Origin of the sequence: Aphanizomenon sp. UHCC 0183, assembly GCF_009712065.1 — a bacterium.
Classification (GTDB): domain Bacteria; phylum Cyanobacteriota; class Cyanobacteriia; order Cyanobacteriales; family Nostocaceae; genus Dolichospermum; species Dolichospermum heterosporum.
In genome coordinates, this window is the sequence record NZ_VILC01000005.1 from 38,932 (window position 1) to 54,496 (window position 15,565).

Genomic DNA, 15,565 nt, shown 5'->3' on the forward strand with positions numbered 1-15,565 from the left:
ATATGCGAGAAATTCTTCTAAAGTTGACAATCATCAAGTTTAGAAGAATAAGCTCTAAGTAGGTGAACACAATAAAACCAAACTGTGTAAAGAAACGTAAAATCGCCCAAACCCTCTTCACTCTTGCCTCTTGCCTTTTGCCTTGCCATAACGACAATTTTCAACGCCAACCTACTTAGTTTGTTAAAGCGATTTGAGGTAAAACCTGATTTAATTTACCACTACGATAACCTTCTAAATCTAAGGTGACATAGATAAATCCCCAATTTTGAAATGCGGATACTAAAGTTGGTAAATCTGTAGTTGAGACAAAATCTTTAATTTTATCTGGTGATAATTCAATTCTGGCTGTGTCACCTTCGGAACGGACTCGTAAATTTTGCCAACCTAAATTTCGCAAATAAATTTCGGCTCTACCTACTCGCTGTAATTTAGCAATGGTAATTTCTTCACCGTAGGGAAAGCGCGAACTTAAACAGGGTTGAGCGGGTTTATCCCACCAAGATAAACCTAATTGTTGGGAAATTTGCCGAACTTCGGCTTTAGTCACCCCAATTTCTGCTAAAGGCGATCGCGCACCTCTTTCTTTTGCGGCTTGAATTCCCGGACGATAATCATGTAAATCGTCTGCATTTACACCATCTACTACATAAGGATAACCCAACTCTAAAGCCAAAGGTTTAAGGGTGTCGTGTAGTTCACTTTTGCAAAAATAACAACGATTGACTGGGTTAGAGGTGTAATTCGGGTTGTCCATTTCCTGTGTTCGGACAATTTTATGAGATATTCCGATAGTTGCGGCTTGAATTTTTGCGTCTTCTAATTCTTCTGGTAATAGAGAAGGAGAAACCGCAGTTACAGCCAAAGCGCGATCGCCTAACACATCATAAGCAATCTTAGCCACCAATGTACTGTCAACCCCCCCCGAATAGGCTATTAAAGCCTGATCCATTTCTGTAAATAACTCTTTTAACTGCTCTAGTTTTTCTGTCCAACTCATTCTACTAAAACCCCATAACGCCTAATCACTTCTATTTTAGTCATTGATTATTGACTTCATCATTTTCGGTTCTTCCTGCCAAATATGAGTTTATTTACCCCATAACCCATATAAATAAAGGGTTTCATTGTTTTTAATACCAAATTTGTAGTTATTCTTATTCACTCCCCCCTCTAAAATTATCGAAACCCTTGATCTCTCGTTAAAGATAGGAGGGGAGTGTGAACAGTTACGTCTAATCAAATTTTCAGAGCTTTTAATAGTCATACTATTTACGCCAACCTGTAAGTAATTGGACAAAAATATTTACAGTCATTGCGAGGGAAGGGAAGCAATCACAACCCTTGGAATTGCTTCATTTCACTTCGTTCCATATGGCTAACGCCACGCTGCGCTAACGCAATGACATTGTGTAATTAATTCTGTCTCACTACTTAGCAAATTGGGATTAACAGGCTTAATTATTGACTGGTATTAACTAATAATCAATAAAAAGTATACTTTCGCGCTTATTCTGCGGCACAGTTAATATTACCAAATGAACAATTTGCAGGAACAGCGCGTCAAGATGATGTTACCCAACGACGAATTGAAATCCGATTTACACGGTTAGGAGAAGTGCAAGAACACTGTTTAAGCTAAAGTTCAAGCTGCTTTATTTCCACACCCGCACCCTGTTCTTGATCTAATTCTGGTAACTTTTTACCCAAAATTAGAACTGCAACCATCATTAATAAACTTGTCACCATAATCACACTTATCACATTAGGATCATCAAAATTGCTCGTACCTATTAACAATGCTGCGGCAAAATTACGTTGTGCAGTTCCTACTCCTAAAACTCTTTGAGTATCAATACCAGGCCCACCCAATAAATAACCCACAGTAAAAGAGAAGATAATAAAAATAGCACAAACAAAGATCACACCAGTTTTCAATAAAACAAGAATTTCATTGAAGTGTACTATCAACCTCACTCCTAAACCTAAAAGCAATCCAAAGTTAGATATCTTGAAAGTAATTGTTTGGAGATTTAAAGCGATATCTTGATATGTTGCCTTAATTAATAACCCAATTCCCAATGGTGTTATCATCATCAATATTAAAGGTTTGGCAATATCCCAAGAATTGACTTCTACACCTTGCAAAACTAATGGTAATACAATCGGCATATAAAAAACAGTGCCGAACATTAACATCATCATTAACCCTGTAGAAAAAGCTAAATTACCCTTAACTATTTGGGCAAGTTTAGGTAAGGCTGGAGGACCCGATGCTAATGCCATAATGATCAAACCATCTTTCACAGGTTCATTAACAGGTATTACTTGCAGCAGCAAATATACAAAAAGTGGCACTAAAACAAAATTTGTTAATAGCGATAAAAAAACCAAACGGATATTACGAAGAGGTTGCCAAATCTGTTGTAAAGTTAACTTTAAACCTGTACCAAACATAGTAGCAACAACAAAAGCCAAAAATGCAATTTTGTCAAGAATGGGGATAATTTCGTTCATAAATTTCTTATTTCGCGCCAACAGGCAAAGAAGAAAGGAATATTCAATATGATTCTGTTAAGCCTGAAACTCTTTTCTTAACGAACCACAGAGGCACAGAGGACACAGAGAGAAGAAAATAATTGAGTATGACTTTTAAAATATCCTCTCAATCTTTCTCTCTGCGCCTCTGCGTGAGACAACAATTACTTCAAATTCAAAGTAAGCTTCTGTAAATTACCTGTGAATGCAAAGGGTACTTGATAGGTTTCCACAATCGGAGTACCTGTATCTCGACCGACATCAAAAGTTTCATTTAAAGCCAAACGGTAGGGTAAAGTTTTTTTAATTCGACCCTCAGCTACCTGTTGATCATTAATGAATAACTTCCCATTTCCACCAGCACCAACTTCACCACATTCCCAAACGTTGCCGGTCATGTCGTAAAGTCCATAACCATTGGCTGGAAAAGATCCTACTTTTGCCGTTCCTACATAACCGTCAGTTTTGGTATTAAAAAAGGGAAAGATTCCCTGCCAAGTATTAGCTTTTTTGGCAGAATATTGATTACCCCAGGTATAAGTTGCCCCATTCAAGCCACCACGAGCAGCGTATTCCCACTGTGCTTCTGTTGGTAGGGATTTTCCTGCCCATTGGGCGTAGGCTAGGGCATCTTTGTAAGCAATATGCACAACTGGATGGTTTTCTTTACCTACAATTGTGCTATCACTGCCAAAGGGATGCCGCCAATTAGCACCCGGTGTCCAATGCCACCAACTGAGAAGCTGAATTTGCTTAACTCCTGGTTTTGGCATTTGAAAAACTAGAGAACCGGGTAATCTTTCTTTATCTGATAAGTCGGGAAACTGCTCTTTTGATAAAGGTCGTTCTGCAACTGTTACATACTTTGTGGCTTTGACAAACTCAGCAAATTGGGCGTTTGTTACCTCGTATTTATCAATGCAGAAGGAGCTAACTGTGACGTTTTCTCCTGTTCTCTCTTCCACAAAACCAGAATCACCCGCTCCCATTTTGAATGTGCCTCCAGAAATCAGTATCATTCCTGGAGGACAGGGATTAACGGTAACTGCTAATACGGATGAATTGGTGAATAGTGATATGAGTGCAAATACTTGAATCAGCAGTAATATTAAGAACTGCATTTTATGCTGTTGAAACTTTTAAACCAAGAATTTTGTCCAATCTCTCTACATAAAGTTCTGTAGAATTAGCTACTACTTGGATGGATAATCCCATAGATAACTAAGCTCCTGAGCGATCGCCTGTAGAATCACTGGGAGGTTCGTCTTTACTACTTCTACAACTGACCAAGTTATCTTGATCGAGATTATTAGCAGCAAATACATATACTGGACTAAAGATGAAAATTGAAGCAGTGATTAGCAAAATTACTTGCATATCTCATGGATTTATTTTTCAAAAATTTGTTCGCGTAGCGTCCCAAAGGGAAAGGAGGCAGGAGTTAACATAGACTATGAGTTCATGACAGAAATACTGGAAAAGACTTTTAACTTGTGTTTTTCTAAGTTAGTTTTTCCTCTCCTGTAGCCACTGGTAAATCTTTTTGAGTGCTATATTCTGTCCAAGAACCTTCATAAATTCTGACTTTGGGATAATTAAGCAGATGCTTTAAAACCACATATTGTAATGTAGCTTCTCGTCCTGTACTACAAGAAACAATAATGTCGTTTCCAGGAGTAATCTTTTTATCTGCCAGAATTTTCTTAATCTCATCTAATGACTTTAATTTGTGAGGATTTTTAGCATCTGTAAATGTTACCCAAGGAATATTCCGCGCACCAGGAATATGTCCATTGCGTATCCAAATATTTTCTTCACCCCGGAACAATTTTTCTGGTCTAGGATCAATAAAGGTAACTCCTGGCTTACCAATAAATTTTCTCACATCATTTAAACTCACACGCACTGAAGGTTTATCCCGAACTGTGAATTTACTGACTGAGTATTTAGGAAATTCTTTTGTGACAACTTGATCAGTTTTATAACCAGTATAACCACCATCTAATACGGCAATATCTTTCAATCCAGAACGTTCTAGTAAATAAGCAACCATTGTCGCACCTAAAACATCTCTACCATCTGAATATACGAGTACACGACTATTATTTGTTACTCCTGAATTGGCAAATATTTCCCCTAGTTTTTGATTGTCCCAATATTGTACTGGTAATCCTTCTTTTGGACCTCTAAAAGCCGTATCAGCAATGTTTACAGCATTGGGAAGATGTCCTTCTATATAGTCGAGAGGAAAATTACGTACATCTAAAATTCTGAGGTTGGGATCTTTGGTGTTTTCAGCTACCCAATTTGATGAAACAAACTGAATGTTAGCGCGAGAATCAACTGATAATACTGGCAAAGGTAATAAGGGAATACTTACTACAAAGGCAAAAAACACTGTCACCAAAGCAAATAACTTAGGTTTTTTCAAACTTTTGAAAGAGAAACTTTTAAACGTCATTTTTACCCTTCTTTGTATTTAATCAAACTATTCATTATTAGTGAACTTACTTTAATTAACAGTAATATTAAAGTAATTTCAAAAACTGCATTTTACGCCGTTATGACTGTTAAACCAAGAATTTTAGCAAATCTCTCTGCATAAAATTCTGTAGGATTAGCAACTTGTTGAATGGATTCCCGTTGTCGTAAATTCTCCCACCATTGATGCAAACGGGGTGTTTCTGACGGCAGTTTAAAATTACGGAACTTTTCTAAAACTGGTAATCTTTCAAACCAAGGATAGAAACTAATATCAACTAAACTCAAATTTTCCCCTAACCAGTAAGGACAATTACCAGATAGCTTACCTAATCCTTCTTCCTCAATATACAAAAGAGACTCTAAAAACTCTCTCCGTCCCAGTTCTTGTTCCTGTGTATCTTTACCACGCAGCAATTTATTAAAGGCTGGGACTAAACGAGTATTAGCATAGTCAATCCAAATTCTCGCAACTGCTTTTTGAGCAGGATCATGAGGTAATAAAGCGGGTTCGGGGAATACTTCCTCTAAATATTCATTGATAATTGCAGACTCATATATTTCTACATCTCCATGCTTGATTGCTGGAACTTTACCATAGCGAGAAATATCCGTAAAACCTTCTGGTTTGTGCTGTAAATCAATTTCAATTGGTGTAAAATCAATTCCTTTTTCCAGTAAAACTACACGAGTTCTTTGGGAGAACGTAGAACCTTTAGTGTAATAAATTTGAATGTTACTCATTTTGTTGATTAGGATTTGTGGGAATTTTTAGTTAATTACAAAAATTGCCAGTTGCATGACAGCGGAACGTAGAAGTGAAGCAATTTCACTCCTACAATTTACATTTTTTGACTGGTAAACTACCAGGACTTGACTTTAACTACGGTTTATTGGTCGAATTGACGTAGTATAATAAGAGTATTCCATAGTTTTTACTAAAAAACAAGTCTTTTAGCAAACATTCTTCTCGAAATTTAGAGCCAAAATGCCCAACAATTTAACACTTGTCCATAGCTTGCTTCTCTTCAGTACCGCGTTCATTGCCGGGTCACTTAATGCTGTAGCGGGCGGTGGTAGTTTTATTACATTCCCCACTTTGATATTTACTGGTATATCGCCAATTACCGCCAATGCTACAAATAATACTGCTTTATGGATTGCAGCTATGGCCAGTGCAGGAGCATATCGTCACAATTTACACATCCCACGACGACAGCTTTTAATACTATGTATTACCAGTTTAATTGGTGGGGGAATTGGCTCTGTTATTTTGCTATATACATCAGCGGATATGTTTAAACAGCTACTTCCTTATCTATTACTTTCAGCAACGCTGATATTTACATTTAGCGAACCCTTGAAAATGTGGTTACAATTTCAAAGCAAGAAATCATCAGAATCTCAATCTCCACCTTTATTAATTCTCGTGATTGCACAATTAGCAATATCTATCTATGGTGGTTTCTTTGGTGCAGGTTTAGGAATTTTAATGTTAGCAACTTTAAGCTTTTTAGGTATTAAAAATATTCACACCATGAATGCTTTTAAATCTTTTCTTGGTAGTTGTATCAACGGCATCGCTATTTTTCCTTTTATGTTCGCTGGTTTAATTGCTTGGCATCAGGCTATTTTAATGGCTGTGGGTGGTTCTCTTGGTGGTTATTTGTGCGCTCATTATGCACGGAAATTAGATCCTCGTTTTGTGCGGATATTTGTAATTGTTGTTGGTTTTAGTATGACTACTTACTTTTTTATTCGGGGCTAAAACTAATAACATCTTCGGCTATTTACAGCACTTTGCGTAACGGTTAGGTACAATAATTAAGGAAATAAATTGAAAAATCAAGATGAATCCTGGTCCTGCAAAGTGCTATCCAAGAGGTAATTTTAGCAAAAACCGTACTTTCAGTTCGTTCTTATTAGCGAATGCCCTTTATAAGATGTGAGACGTACTATTAGTTCGTTTTAATTTTTATGAGCTTTGAAAAATATAAAGAAGCTAAACAACTTTTTGGTGATAGAGTTCAAGCCCTTCGTAAGGAAAGAGGTATTACACAGGAGCAGTTGGCAGAACATATTTATAAATCCGTTGAGCATATTAGCTATATAGAACGAGGTGAACGCGCTCCATCTTTTGAAACAATTTTAGATATTGCTGAAGCTCTTAAAGTGTCAGTACCATACTTAATGAATGTCACACCCCAAACAGATATCAGTACAAACTTTCTCACTGAATTACAAACTCCGGCAGTTCCTCCTTCTCTTGTTGAACCTGTTGACGAACCAGTTAACACAACTAAAGAACGGCGTTCGGATTTAGAACGATTACAGACAGCACTTGAAGCTATTCAAGAATTACAAAGTCTGGCAAACGAGTACGGTATCAATGATGTTTTTCAAGACAATGGAGGAAAAGTTCTTCAAGTTTTAATCTTGCTTGGGTTGCGGATATCTCCTGGACGTGAAGGAAATGATGCAATTGATGCCGAACAAAATGAATATGAATTAAAAACAATTAATAAACTTTTAAGTAAAAGTGTAACTACAAATCATCATCTTAACCTTGATATCCTAGCTAAATATCGTGCTGTAAAAGCTTGGTACATTGCTGTGTATGAAGGAATAGTGTTAAAAGCTATATACAGAGTTGACCCTACTTCACTTGAGACTAAGTTCAGTTATTGGGAATCTAGAATACGTGGAGGAATGGAATCTATTAATAATCCTAAAATCGCTTTAAGTTTAATAGAAAAAGAAGGTGAGTTAGTTTATCCTAAACAAAATTAACAAACAATTCAAGGAAATTTGCTACTTTGAAATAACCTTCATAATTTTAGAGATAATTGCTTTGAAGTAGTTAAACAAACTGATTGTTTTTGAGCAAGAAGAGATTCATAAAGAGTCATAGTATCCTGCAAATTTTGAGATTTATCTAAAAAACGAAAAGCTGAAGATGCTAAATAAGATGGCTCTTTTTCAAAAGCAATCCAACTTCTTTCTAGCTGTTCAGCGGCAAAACCTGTAGTATTTGATCCTGCAAATATATCTAGAACTTTATCTCCAGTATCAGTCAAAAATTTAATGAAAAACATGGGCAACTTTTGAGGAAATCTGGCTGGATGAGGAGGTATAGAAATAGATTTACATAATTGAAGATAACTAGAGTTACTTTCAGTATTTGCAATTTCTAACAAATTTGATGGTATAGCACCACCGTTATCAGTAGCAAAATTCTTACTAATATCATGACCTGAAGGTCTTTCTTTCGGTGTATAGTATTTTTGAGGATTTGCCTGTAGTTTCTTCATTCGCTCAGAGTAAGGCACTAAAACATTACTAACATTTGCTTTAGGATGATCAGTTTTTGAGAGCCACCAGACGGTATTTACAGAGTCCTTTGCCCGAATTTTTCGCTTATTAACCCACTCAATTGGTGAAGGTAGTTTAGCTGGGTTATACCAAAAAAATTCTTCAGCCAGCCTAAATCCCAATTCATCACAAAGTTTAATTAACACTCGATAGTTATAGAGAGACCGAACTGGACGTTTACTTTCATAAGCTCCACCTAAATCAAGTACGAAACTACCAGTTGAATTCAGAACCCGATAAACTTTTTTAGAAAACTCAAGCAACCAATCAACATAATCTTCCTGCTCTACGTTGCCATAAGTCTTCTGACGTTGCAAGGCAAAAGGTGGTGATGTTAGCACTAAATCTATTGAGTCAGATTCTAGTTGATCTAGCAATTGAAGGGAATCACCAAGATAAGCTGCACCGCAGTCTGTAGTATATAGTGGATTTGGAAGAATCATTGTCAGACGCACTAAGAGTTAGTTATATAAATATACAATACTACAGTACCCAAGAGATATATTTTTTATATTAGTCTTTGTAAAGAGTTATGAGTAATGTGATGGATGAAGCTAAGAAAGAACGTTTAGAATCTAAAGGCTGGAAAATTGGCACAGTTTCCGATTTTTTGGAGTTAACAACCGAAGAAAGTATCTTTGTGGAAATTAAACTAGCTCTCAGTAAAAACTTGAAGGAACGTCGCCAAAAATTGATGACTCAAAGTGAACTTGCTACTAAAATTAGCTCCAGCCAACCTCGAATTGCTAAAGCTGAAAATGGCGATGCTTCAGTTTCAATTGAATTATTGGTTCGGGCAATTTTAGCCACTGCTGCAACTCCTCAAGATATTGGCAAGGTTATTTCAGGTGTGAAGTAAAAGAAATCATGAAAATGTGTTGGTTTGTGTTTCTTAACTCAAGCAACAAGATGAGCGATCGCCATTTTAAAACTTTATGGGAAAATAGAATAAGCGATCTATCTCTTAACCCCACAGCAGATGCAGTAGGCAATTTTATTGTATTCAACATCAAAGGTAATTCTTATCGTTTAATTGTTAGTATTGATTATGCCATCCAAACAGTCTACTACAAATATTTTTTAACCCATGCTGAGTATGATAAAGAAAAATGGAAAAATGATCCTTTCTTTTAACAGGAGTTAATCATGACTATTTCCTTAGATAAAACCACCTACAGTAAATTATTAGTAGAATATCAACCCAAAGTCATCACAACCGAAGCAGAATATGATCAAGCATTAGAAACTGTGGAAAAATTAATGGCTGATCAACAACGTACACCAGAACAAACTGCGATTCTACAATTGTTAGTCACTCTCATTGAAGAATTTGAAACTAAACACTACCCTATCGAACCATCATCACCCCATGCAATGCTAGAACATTTAATGGATGCAAGGGGAATTAAACAATCTGATTTAGTAGGAATTATTGGTTCTAAAGGTGTGGTTTCTGAAGTTGTAAATAGTAAAAGAGCAATTAGTAAAGCTCAAGCAAAAGCTTTAGGAGAATTTTTTAATGTTTCTCCAGCATTGTTTATTTAATAGTAAAACTCGCTATTATTAGTTGCTCTAATCTGTCTAGTTGAAGCTGGTAATTTGTAATTGGCATTAGTTATTTATTAATTAAGGCTTGTTCCTGTGGTAAAAATCCACCAGCTTGCATTTGCCATAATCTGTAATAAGCTCCACCCTTAGCCAATAGTTTGGCGTGAGTACCATCTTCAATAATGCAACCATGATCAAACACCAAAATCCGGTCTAAATGAGCGATAGTAGATAAACGATGAGCTACTACAATGACAGTTTTTCCATTCATTGCTGTGTCTAAAGTATCTTGAATCGCTTTTTCGGTAATGGAATCAAGGCTAGAAGTTGCTTCATCTAAGATTAAGATAGGTGCATTTTTGAGGAACTCACGGTCATGCCAATAACGCTCCTGATAACGTTCTGCGGCTGCACCCAATGTAAAACGAGTACCTGTGGTGGGTCCTTCAGTCAGATTATGTTTACCTGTCAGCAGTCCACCTGCTAAAGGATTGTAGGGAATTACAGCCTGTCCTTCTTCTTGCGCTAGGGGTAATAATTCTCGCTCAATTTCCCGGAATAAGAGATTATAGCGGGGTTGAATGGAAACAAAACGAGTCAGATGACGCACATCTGCACGACCTAAAGCGCGGGCTAGTCGGTAAGCTAAGAAATTGGAAACTCCGATATAGCGGACTTTACCAGCATGAACTATTGTATCCAGAGCTTCTAGGGTTTCATCCAGAGGAGTTGAAGCATCATCAGAATGCAATTGATACAGGTCAACATAATCAGTTCCCAGTCGTCTGAGGGAAGCATCAATAGCATCTAAGATATGTTTGCGTGAAGATCCCTGGTCCCAAGGTGCAGGACCAACTTTACCGACGGCTTTAGTGGCAACAATAAAATGTTCGCGTTTACCTTTTAACCAGCGGCCAATAATTTCCTCTGTTCGTCCAGCAGTGGGTAATCCACCACCAAGGGGATAAACATCGGCTGTATCGAGAAAGTTGATTCCAGCTTCGGCTGCGGTATCGAGGATTTTTATAGAAGTTTCTTCATCGGTTTGTAGTCCGAAGGTCATTGTCCCGAGAACGAGTCGGGAAACGGTGAGTCCGGTTTGACCGAGTTTGGTGGTTGGTAATAATGTCATAGAAATGTTAGTTGTAGAATTTTTATCTCACGCAGAGGCGCTCCAGGCACGGAGAAATAGAGATGCAAGAGTATGGTCTAAATATATGTACCAAATTAATTTGAAGCTGCATAAAATAAGATATCAATAATAATTGACCGCAGATAAACGCAGATGAACACAGATAAAGAGGGATAAATTTATTGATTTCATAATTCTGTGCAGCCTCATATAATATTTGGTATAAGGGTGTTGCTCTTACAATTCTCTGATTCAACTTACTACAGCCGGCTGGCGACTACTTTGTGAAACTAGCCATTGTTGCAATGTTGGGTTACTGTAAACTTCATCAGCAATAAAATGATCGCCTTGAGGCAATATAGTAAAATCTACTTTTGTTCCTGCTTCGCGTAGGGTATCAACAACATTTTGTGTACCCTCAATTGAAAGTTTTTCGTCTTTTGCACCTTGGAATATTTGGATGGAAATTTCTTTGAGTGCAGCTAGTTGGGTTGCTTCTAATGTTTGGGGTATACACGACCTGATATAGCTACCAAACCAGCAAAGCGTCCAGGATAGGAAGCGGCGATATGCCAAGCTCCAGCAGTGCCTAAGCTGAATCCAGATATGATCACACGGGATGGATCTATGGAATGGGTGGCAATGATATGATCAAGTAAAGCAATTACATCTTCGGCTCTATCTACCCAAGTTTGTCCTTCAGGAAGTTGAGGAGCAACAAAGACGTAGGGTAAGGATGCTGATGAATCTACGAAAAGAGGGAAACCCCATTTTAGTAAAACATTAATATCTGTTCCTCTGTCTTTTGCTCCATGCAGAAATAATACTAGAGGGGCGGGTTTATTGGTGTTAGCAGGGGAGAAAATATAAGGTAATGAACTATTGCTGGTGTCGTGGGATCTTTTTTCAACTGACATAGTTTTAAATCCTCAAATGTGGGTTCGCAAATACCTGACAATAAACATCTGGTGAAAATTAAATCTACATTTTCCAGAAGCCTTGTAAAGAAGTTACAGCGATTTCCAATCTTATGAGGTACATCTTAGCCCCCTCATCGCTTGCGGGGAGGGGGTTGGGGGTGGGGTTCTTGTTCCAGGTTTGATGACAATTTGCTGTAAGTGGAACGTCTACGATCTAATCTTCTCTCTTCTTAATTTCTCCGTGTCCTCTGTGCCTCTGTGGTTCGTTTTCTTCATTATCTATTGATGTAGAGGCGTTCCATGGAACGTCTCTACCCTAGTGGTTTACAAGGTCATTTACACAGCTACTAATTCCTTTTCTACTGGTTGAGATTCGGTTTTAGGTAGTTTGGATTCTACTGCTGTACCTTTGAAGAAATCAGGGTTAGCTTGGGTGTAGAATTTATAAGGATTGCCGAATACATAAGCCTTGAAGTCATCTTCGGAAATCACGCCTTCTCTGACCAAATCCCAGCTTTCAGCTAAAGGTGCGGTGAGATCGGGTACATCCCAGTGACCAACATCGGAGGAGTAAATGGCGTTAAGCTTGACTCCCAATGGGTTGGCTTTGTCATTGAATGCGGCTGCAATGGTACGATCATCGGACTCAGAACCAAAGAAGAAACTGTTCACCCAGCGATCGCGGATATCTTCAATTGACTGAATACCTGCTGCACCAAAATCTTCCAATTCACTACCCACGGGTGAACGGCTATGACGGTTGAAGGAAGAACCCAATACACTCTTGGTTAACTCTTCTTTGCTGAGAGAATATCCTTGAGTAATTTCTCTACCATACTCTGCAAACAACTCGAACAACTCATCAGCGTTAGTGAGGTCTGGATTGTAGTTTTGCAATCCTTCTAAACTCCTTTTGGAGAAACGATCTACCAAATGAATGTAGACGTGAGCGCCCCAATCTGCACCACCTTCTAACATACCAACACGCAATTGTGGGAATCTTCTAGTTACACCACCAAAGAACAATGCTTTCGCAAATGCTTGTGAACCATCACCAAAGTGACCGATATGGTTGTTCATGTAGTTACTGATGGAGGAACGTCCTGTCCATCCTTGGCTACCATAATGGGTGGTGATGGGTACACCTAATTCAACGGCTTTAGCCCAGAAGGGATCATAGTCGTATTCGCTGTCCAGACCGTAAAAGTCAATGTAAGAAGCATATTTGCCGATTTCAGGAAATTGCTCGGCTGGGTATTTATCAGCGATCGCCTTAATTGGACGTTTCACACCACCAGGAATATTTGCAACTTTCAAACCTAGTGTATTTACCGCAAATTCTAACTCTTCAATCGCTTCTTGGGGAGTAGTCATGGGGATACCAGCTACTACAGTCAAGCGATCGCTATATGGGCGGTAAATATCAGCATGATAGTGATTAATCGCCCGTTGCAATAATTGACGATTCTCTTTACTTGCACCAGCCGCAGCTAAGGCATTATTAGGAAATAGTACAGAATAGTCTGAGCCTTGCTCTGCTTGCCGTTCATAGAGTAATGCCGGGAGGGTATAGGTAGCTAAATCTAAGGTATTACGAGTTACTCTAGCCCACCAAGGGGAGCGAATTGTGCGGTTGTTCTGACGTTCTTCTGGAGTTTGTTGATACCAGTCTTTACCTTCAGTCTTGGAATTGAGACGGGAAGATTCAGCCTTACGTAATTCATCTACCAGCTTCACACCGCCGTAGTGAGCAATATAATCCTCAAGGGCAGGAGTAAAGTCATTAGTGTGAACATCAGTATCAATGACAGGATAATCAAGATTGGCTCTGACTGCGGCGGAGGGAGAGCTTTTCAATTTGCTATATTTAGTCATATTTTCCTTAGAAAAGTTACAGGACAATTTAGATCCCTGACTTCTAAAAGTTATGAATTTTCAAAAAATCGGGAATCTGTGGGAGTGTTGCTGATTTTGACTTGAGTTTTAAACGTGAGATTCTTGCCTTTTGGACAAGCCTAACTTTCCGATAGTCTGCATAGACTCCGGTAGGCTTTTAACGTCTGTGCTGACGGTCTCTTGTAGGGTGCGTCAGATACGATAAATTGTTTATTGTGAACAAAATTTCGACTGACGCACCAGACTTTTTTTGTTTACGCAAATGCCAATGTTTTTTCCTGTTGTTTAATAGCAAAACGATTAACTGGACGACGTAAACCAAGGTTTTCACGCAAGGTGCTACCCTCGTATTCAGTACGAAAGAGTCCGCGTTTTTGCAGAACAGGAACGACTAAATTCACAAACTCATCCAACCCTGTAGGTAGGATCGGTGGCATAATATTAAAACCATCCGCCGCACCATTGATAAACCATTCTTCTAATTGATCAGCAATAGTTTCAGGAGTACCCAAAATGGTACGATGACCCCGTGCAGTCGCCAAAGATAGATACAATTGGCGTAGTGTGAGAGTACCACGAGTAGCTAGATCACTTACCAGCTTCAAGCGACTCTTATTATTGTTAGTATCACTAGGCAATTCCGGTGCTAAATCATCAAAAGAGTATTGTGATAAATCCACGCCTTTGTAATAATTTTTGAGAATGCCCCAAGCTACATCGGGATGAATTAAAGATTGCAAAAACTCATATTTTTCCTGAGCTTCTTCTTCCGTTCGCCCTATGATGGGAAAAGCACCAGGCATGATTTTAAGATCGTCTGGAGAACGTCCATATTTCGCCAACCGCCCTTTAACATCCGCGTAAAATTCCTGAGCATCGGCTAAAGTTTGATTAGCTGTAAAAATTACCTCGGCAGTACGGGCGGCTAAATCTCTGCCTGGTTCAGAAGCACCAGCTTGAACAATAACTGGATAACCTTGGGGTGGACGGCTAACATTTAACGGACCCCTAACAGAAAAATGTTTGCCCTTGTGATTCAATGTGTGCAGTTTGTCGGCATCGAAATAAACACCAGATTCTCTATCTTTGATAAAGGCATCATCCTCCCAACTATCCCACAATCCTTGCACCACTTGTACAAACTCTTCAGCCCGTTCATAACGTTGGCTGTGTTCTGGATGATGTTCCAGTCCGAAATTAGCCGCCGCATTTTCATTACCTGTGGTGACTACATTCCATCCTGCACGGCCGTTACTTAAATGGTCTAGGGAAGCAAACTTCCGTGCCAATGTGTAAGGATCTTCGTAGGTAGTGGAAGCAGTGGAAATAAAACCGATGTTTTTGGTAACGGAGGATAAAGCAGAAAATAAAGTAACAGGCTCAAAATGAGCTATTTTCCCATTACGACTTTGAGTTTCAGGAGAACCACCCCAAATTCCTGGACTATCTGCTAAAAAAACAGCATCAAATAACCCCCGTTCCGCAGTTTGAGTAATTTCCTTGTAATGCTCAAAATTCAAACCTGCATCTATTTGTGTATTGGGGTGTCGCCAAGCAGAAATATGATGACCAGTAGCTTGAATAAGTAGGTGAACAAAATAAAAATGAGGGGTATTGCGTTTTGTAAAATGGCTGAAACTCAATCAGAATCTCGCATTGAGACAACTTTACATACCGT

16 protein-coding genes and 1 pseudogene are annotated in these 15,565 nt (G+C 38.5%); 6 read left to right on the forward strand and 11 right to left on the reverse strand.

The features are described 5' to 3' along the window. Positions 1-175: 175 nt before the first annotated feature. Entirely contained in the window at positions 176-1,000 is an 825-nt protein-coding gene (larE, locus tag FJR37_RS02550; RefSeq protein ID WP_039203902.1) for an ATP-dependent sacrificial sulfur transferase LarE, read from the reverse strand. A 501-nt stretch (positions 1,001-1,501) separates the two neighbouring features. Here larE and FJR37_RS26745 point away from each other — a divergent pair. Next, positions 1,502-1,642 (forward strand): annotated as a pseudogene (locus FJR37_RS26745) (flagellar motor protein); the annotation flags it as partial. On the opposite strand, the gene FJR37_RS02560 reads toward FJR37_RS26745, so the two are convergent. The 5 genes from FJR37_RS02560 to FJR37_RS02580 form a co-directional block, all read right to left on the reverse strand. Further along, on the reverse strand, positions 1,639-2,517 hold the full coding sequence (locus tag FJR37_RS02560) for a bile acid:sodium symporter family protein (RefSeq protein ID WP_039203904.1): 879 nt from the start codon (positions 2,515-2,517) through the stop codon (positions 1,639-1,641). The pseudogene FJR37_RS26745 and the gene FJR37_RS02560 overlap by 4 nt on opposite strands. 185 nt (positions 2,518-2,702) lie before the next feature. Continuing rightward, positions 2,703-3,659, reverse strand: coding sequence for a formylglycine-generating enzyme family protein (locus tag FJR37_RS02565; protein WP_081981521.1), 957 nt, complete (start codon positions 3,657-3,659; stop codon positions 2,703-2,705). 100 nt (positions 3,660-3,759) lie between these two features. Beyond that, positions 3,760-3,915, reverse strand: a complete 156-nt coding sequence (locus FJR37_RS02570) for a hypothetical protein (RefSeq protein WP_168465208.1) — start codon at positions 3,913-3,915, stop codon at positions 3,760-3,762. Between the two features lie 124 nt (positions 3,916-4,039). Beyond that, complete coding sequence (locus tag FJR37_RS02575) at positions 4,040-4,999, reverse strand: sulfurtransferase (RefSeq protein ID WP_168465209.1); 960 nt, start codon at positions 4,997-4,999, stop codon at positions 4,040-4,042. Positions 5,000-5,091: 92 nt separating this feature from the next. Further along, positions 5,092-5,763 (reverse strand): glutathione S-transferase family protein, encoded by a 672-nt coding sequence (locus tag FJR37_RS02580; protein WP_039203907.1) that lies wholly within the window; start codon positions 5,761-5,763, stop codon positions 5,092-5,094. A 244-nt stretch (positions 5,764-6,007) separates the two neighbouring features. On the opposite strand from FJR37_RS02580, the gene FJR37_RS02585 reads away from it, so the two are divergent. Together FJR37_RS02585 and FJR37_RS02590 are read left to right on the forward strand one after the other, a co-directional pair. Further along, complete coding sequence (locus FJR37_RS02585) at positions 6,008-6,787, forward strand: sulfite exporter TauE/SafE family protein (RefSeq protein ID WP_039203909.1); 780 nt, start codon at positions 6,008-6,010, stop codon at positions 6,785-6,787. A gap of 209 nt (positions 6,788-6,996) precedes the next feature. After that, positions 6,997-7,809 (forward strand): helix-turn-helix domain-containing protein, encoded by an 813-nt coding sequence (locus tag FJR37_RS02590; protein ID WP_039203910.1) that lies wholly within the window; start codon positions 6,997-6,999, stop codon positions 7,807-7,809. Positions 7,810-7,847: 38 nt separating this feature from the next. Here FJR37_RS02590 and FJR37_RS02595 read toward each other — a convergent pair whose 3' ends face one another. Further along, complete coding sequence (locus tag FJR37_RS02595) at positions 7,848-8,834, reverse strand: site-specific DNA-methyltransferase (RefSeq protein WP_052150051.1); 987 nt, start codon at positions 8,832-8,834, stop codon at positions 7,848-7,850. Positions 8,835-8,923: 89 nt separating this feature from the next. Between FJR37_RS02595 and FJR37_RS02600 the strand changes: the two genes are divergently transcribed. The 3 genes from FJR37_RS02600 to FJR37_RS02610 are packed head-to-tail and all read left to right on the forward strand — an operon-like array spanning position 8,924 to position 9,936. Beyond that, entirely contained in the window at positions 8,924-9,250 is a 327-nt protein-coding gene (locus tag FJR37_RS02600) for a helix-turn-helix domain-containing protein (protein ID WP_254434486.1), read from the forward strand. 8 nt (positions 9,251-9,258) lie between these two features. After that, a complete protein-coding gene (locus FJR37_RS02605; protein WP_168465210.1) occupies positions 9,259-9,525 on the forward strand; it encodes a type II toxin-antitoxin system HigB family toxin in 267 nt (88 codons plus the stop codon). Between the two features lie 12 nt (positions 9,526-9,537). Then, the gene (locus FJR37_RS02610) at positions 9,538-9,936 is read left to right on the forward strand and encodes a type II toxin-antitoxin system HigA family antitoxin (RefSeq protein ID WP_168465211.1); all 399 of its coding nucleotides are present in this window, start codon (positions 9,538-9,540) and stop codon (positions 9,934-9,936) included. Between the two features lie 70 nt (positions 9,937-10,006). Here FJR37_RS02610 and FJR37_RS27550 read toward each other — a convergent pair whose 3' ends face one another. From FJR37_RS27550 to FJR37_RS02630, 4 genes are all read right to left on the reverse strand, one after another. Further along, a complete protein-coding gene (locus FJR37_RS27550) occupies positions 10,007-11,071 on the reverse strand; it encodes an aldo/keto reductase (RefSeq protein WP_168465212.1) in 1,065 nt (354 codons plus the stop codon). 497 nt (positions 11,072-11,568) lie between these two features. Further along, the gene (locus tag FJR37_RS26750; protein ID WP_254434487.1) at positions 11,569-11,988 is read right to left on the reverse strand and encodes a PHB depolymerase family esterase; all 420 of its coding nucleotides are present in this window, start codon (positions 11,986-11,988) and stop codon (positions 11,569-11,571) included. Positions 11,989-12,327: 339 nt separating this feature from the next. Next, positions 12,328-13,866: an amidohydrolase family protein gene (locus FJR37_RS02625; protein WP_168465213.1), complete on the reverse strand. Its 1,539-nt coding sequence runs from the start codon at positions 13,864-13,866 to the stop codon at positions 12,328-12,330. 275 nt (positions 13,867-14,141) lie between these two features. Further along, positions 14,142-15,530 carry an LLM class flavin-dependent oxidoreductase gene (locus tag FJR37_RS02630; protein ID WP_217355163.1) on the reverse strand — a complete coding sequence of 463 codons (1,389 nt, stop codon included), beginning with the start codon at positions 15,528-15,530 and terminating at the stop codon, positions 14,142-14,144. Positions 15,531-15,565: the final 35 nt, after the last annotated feature.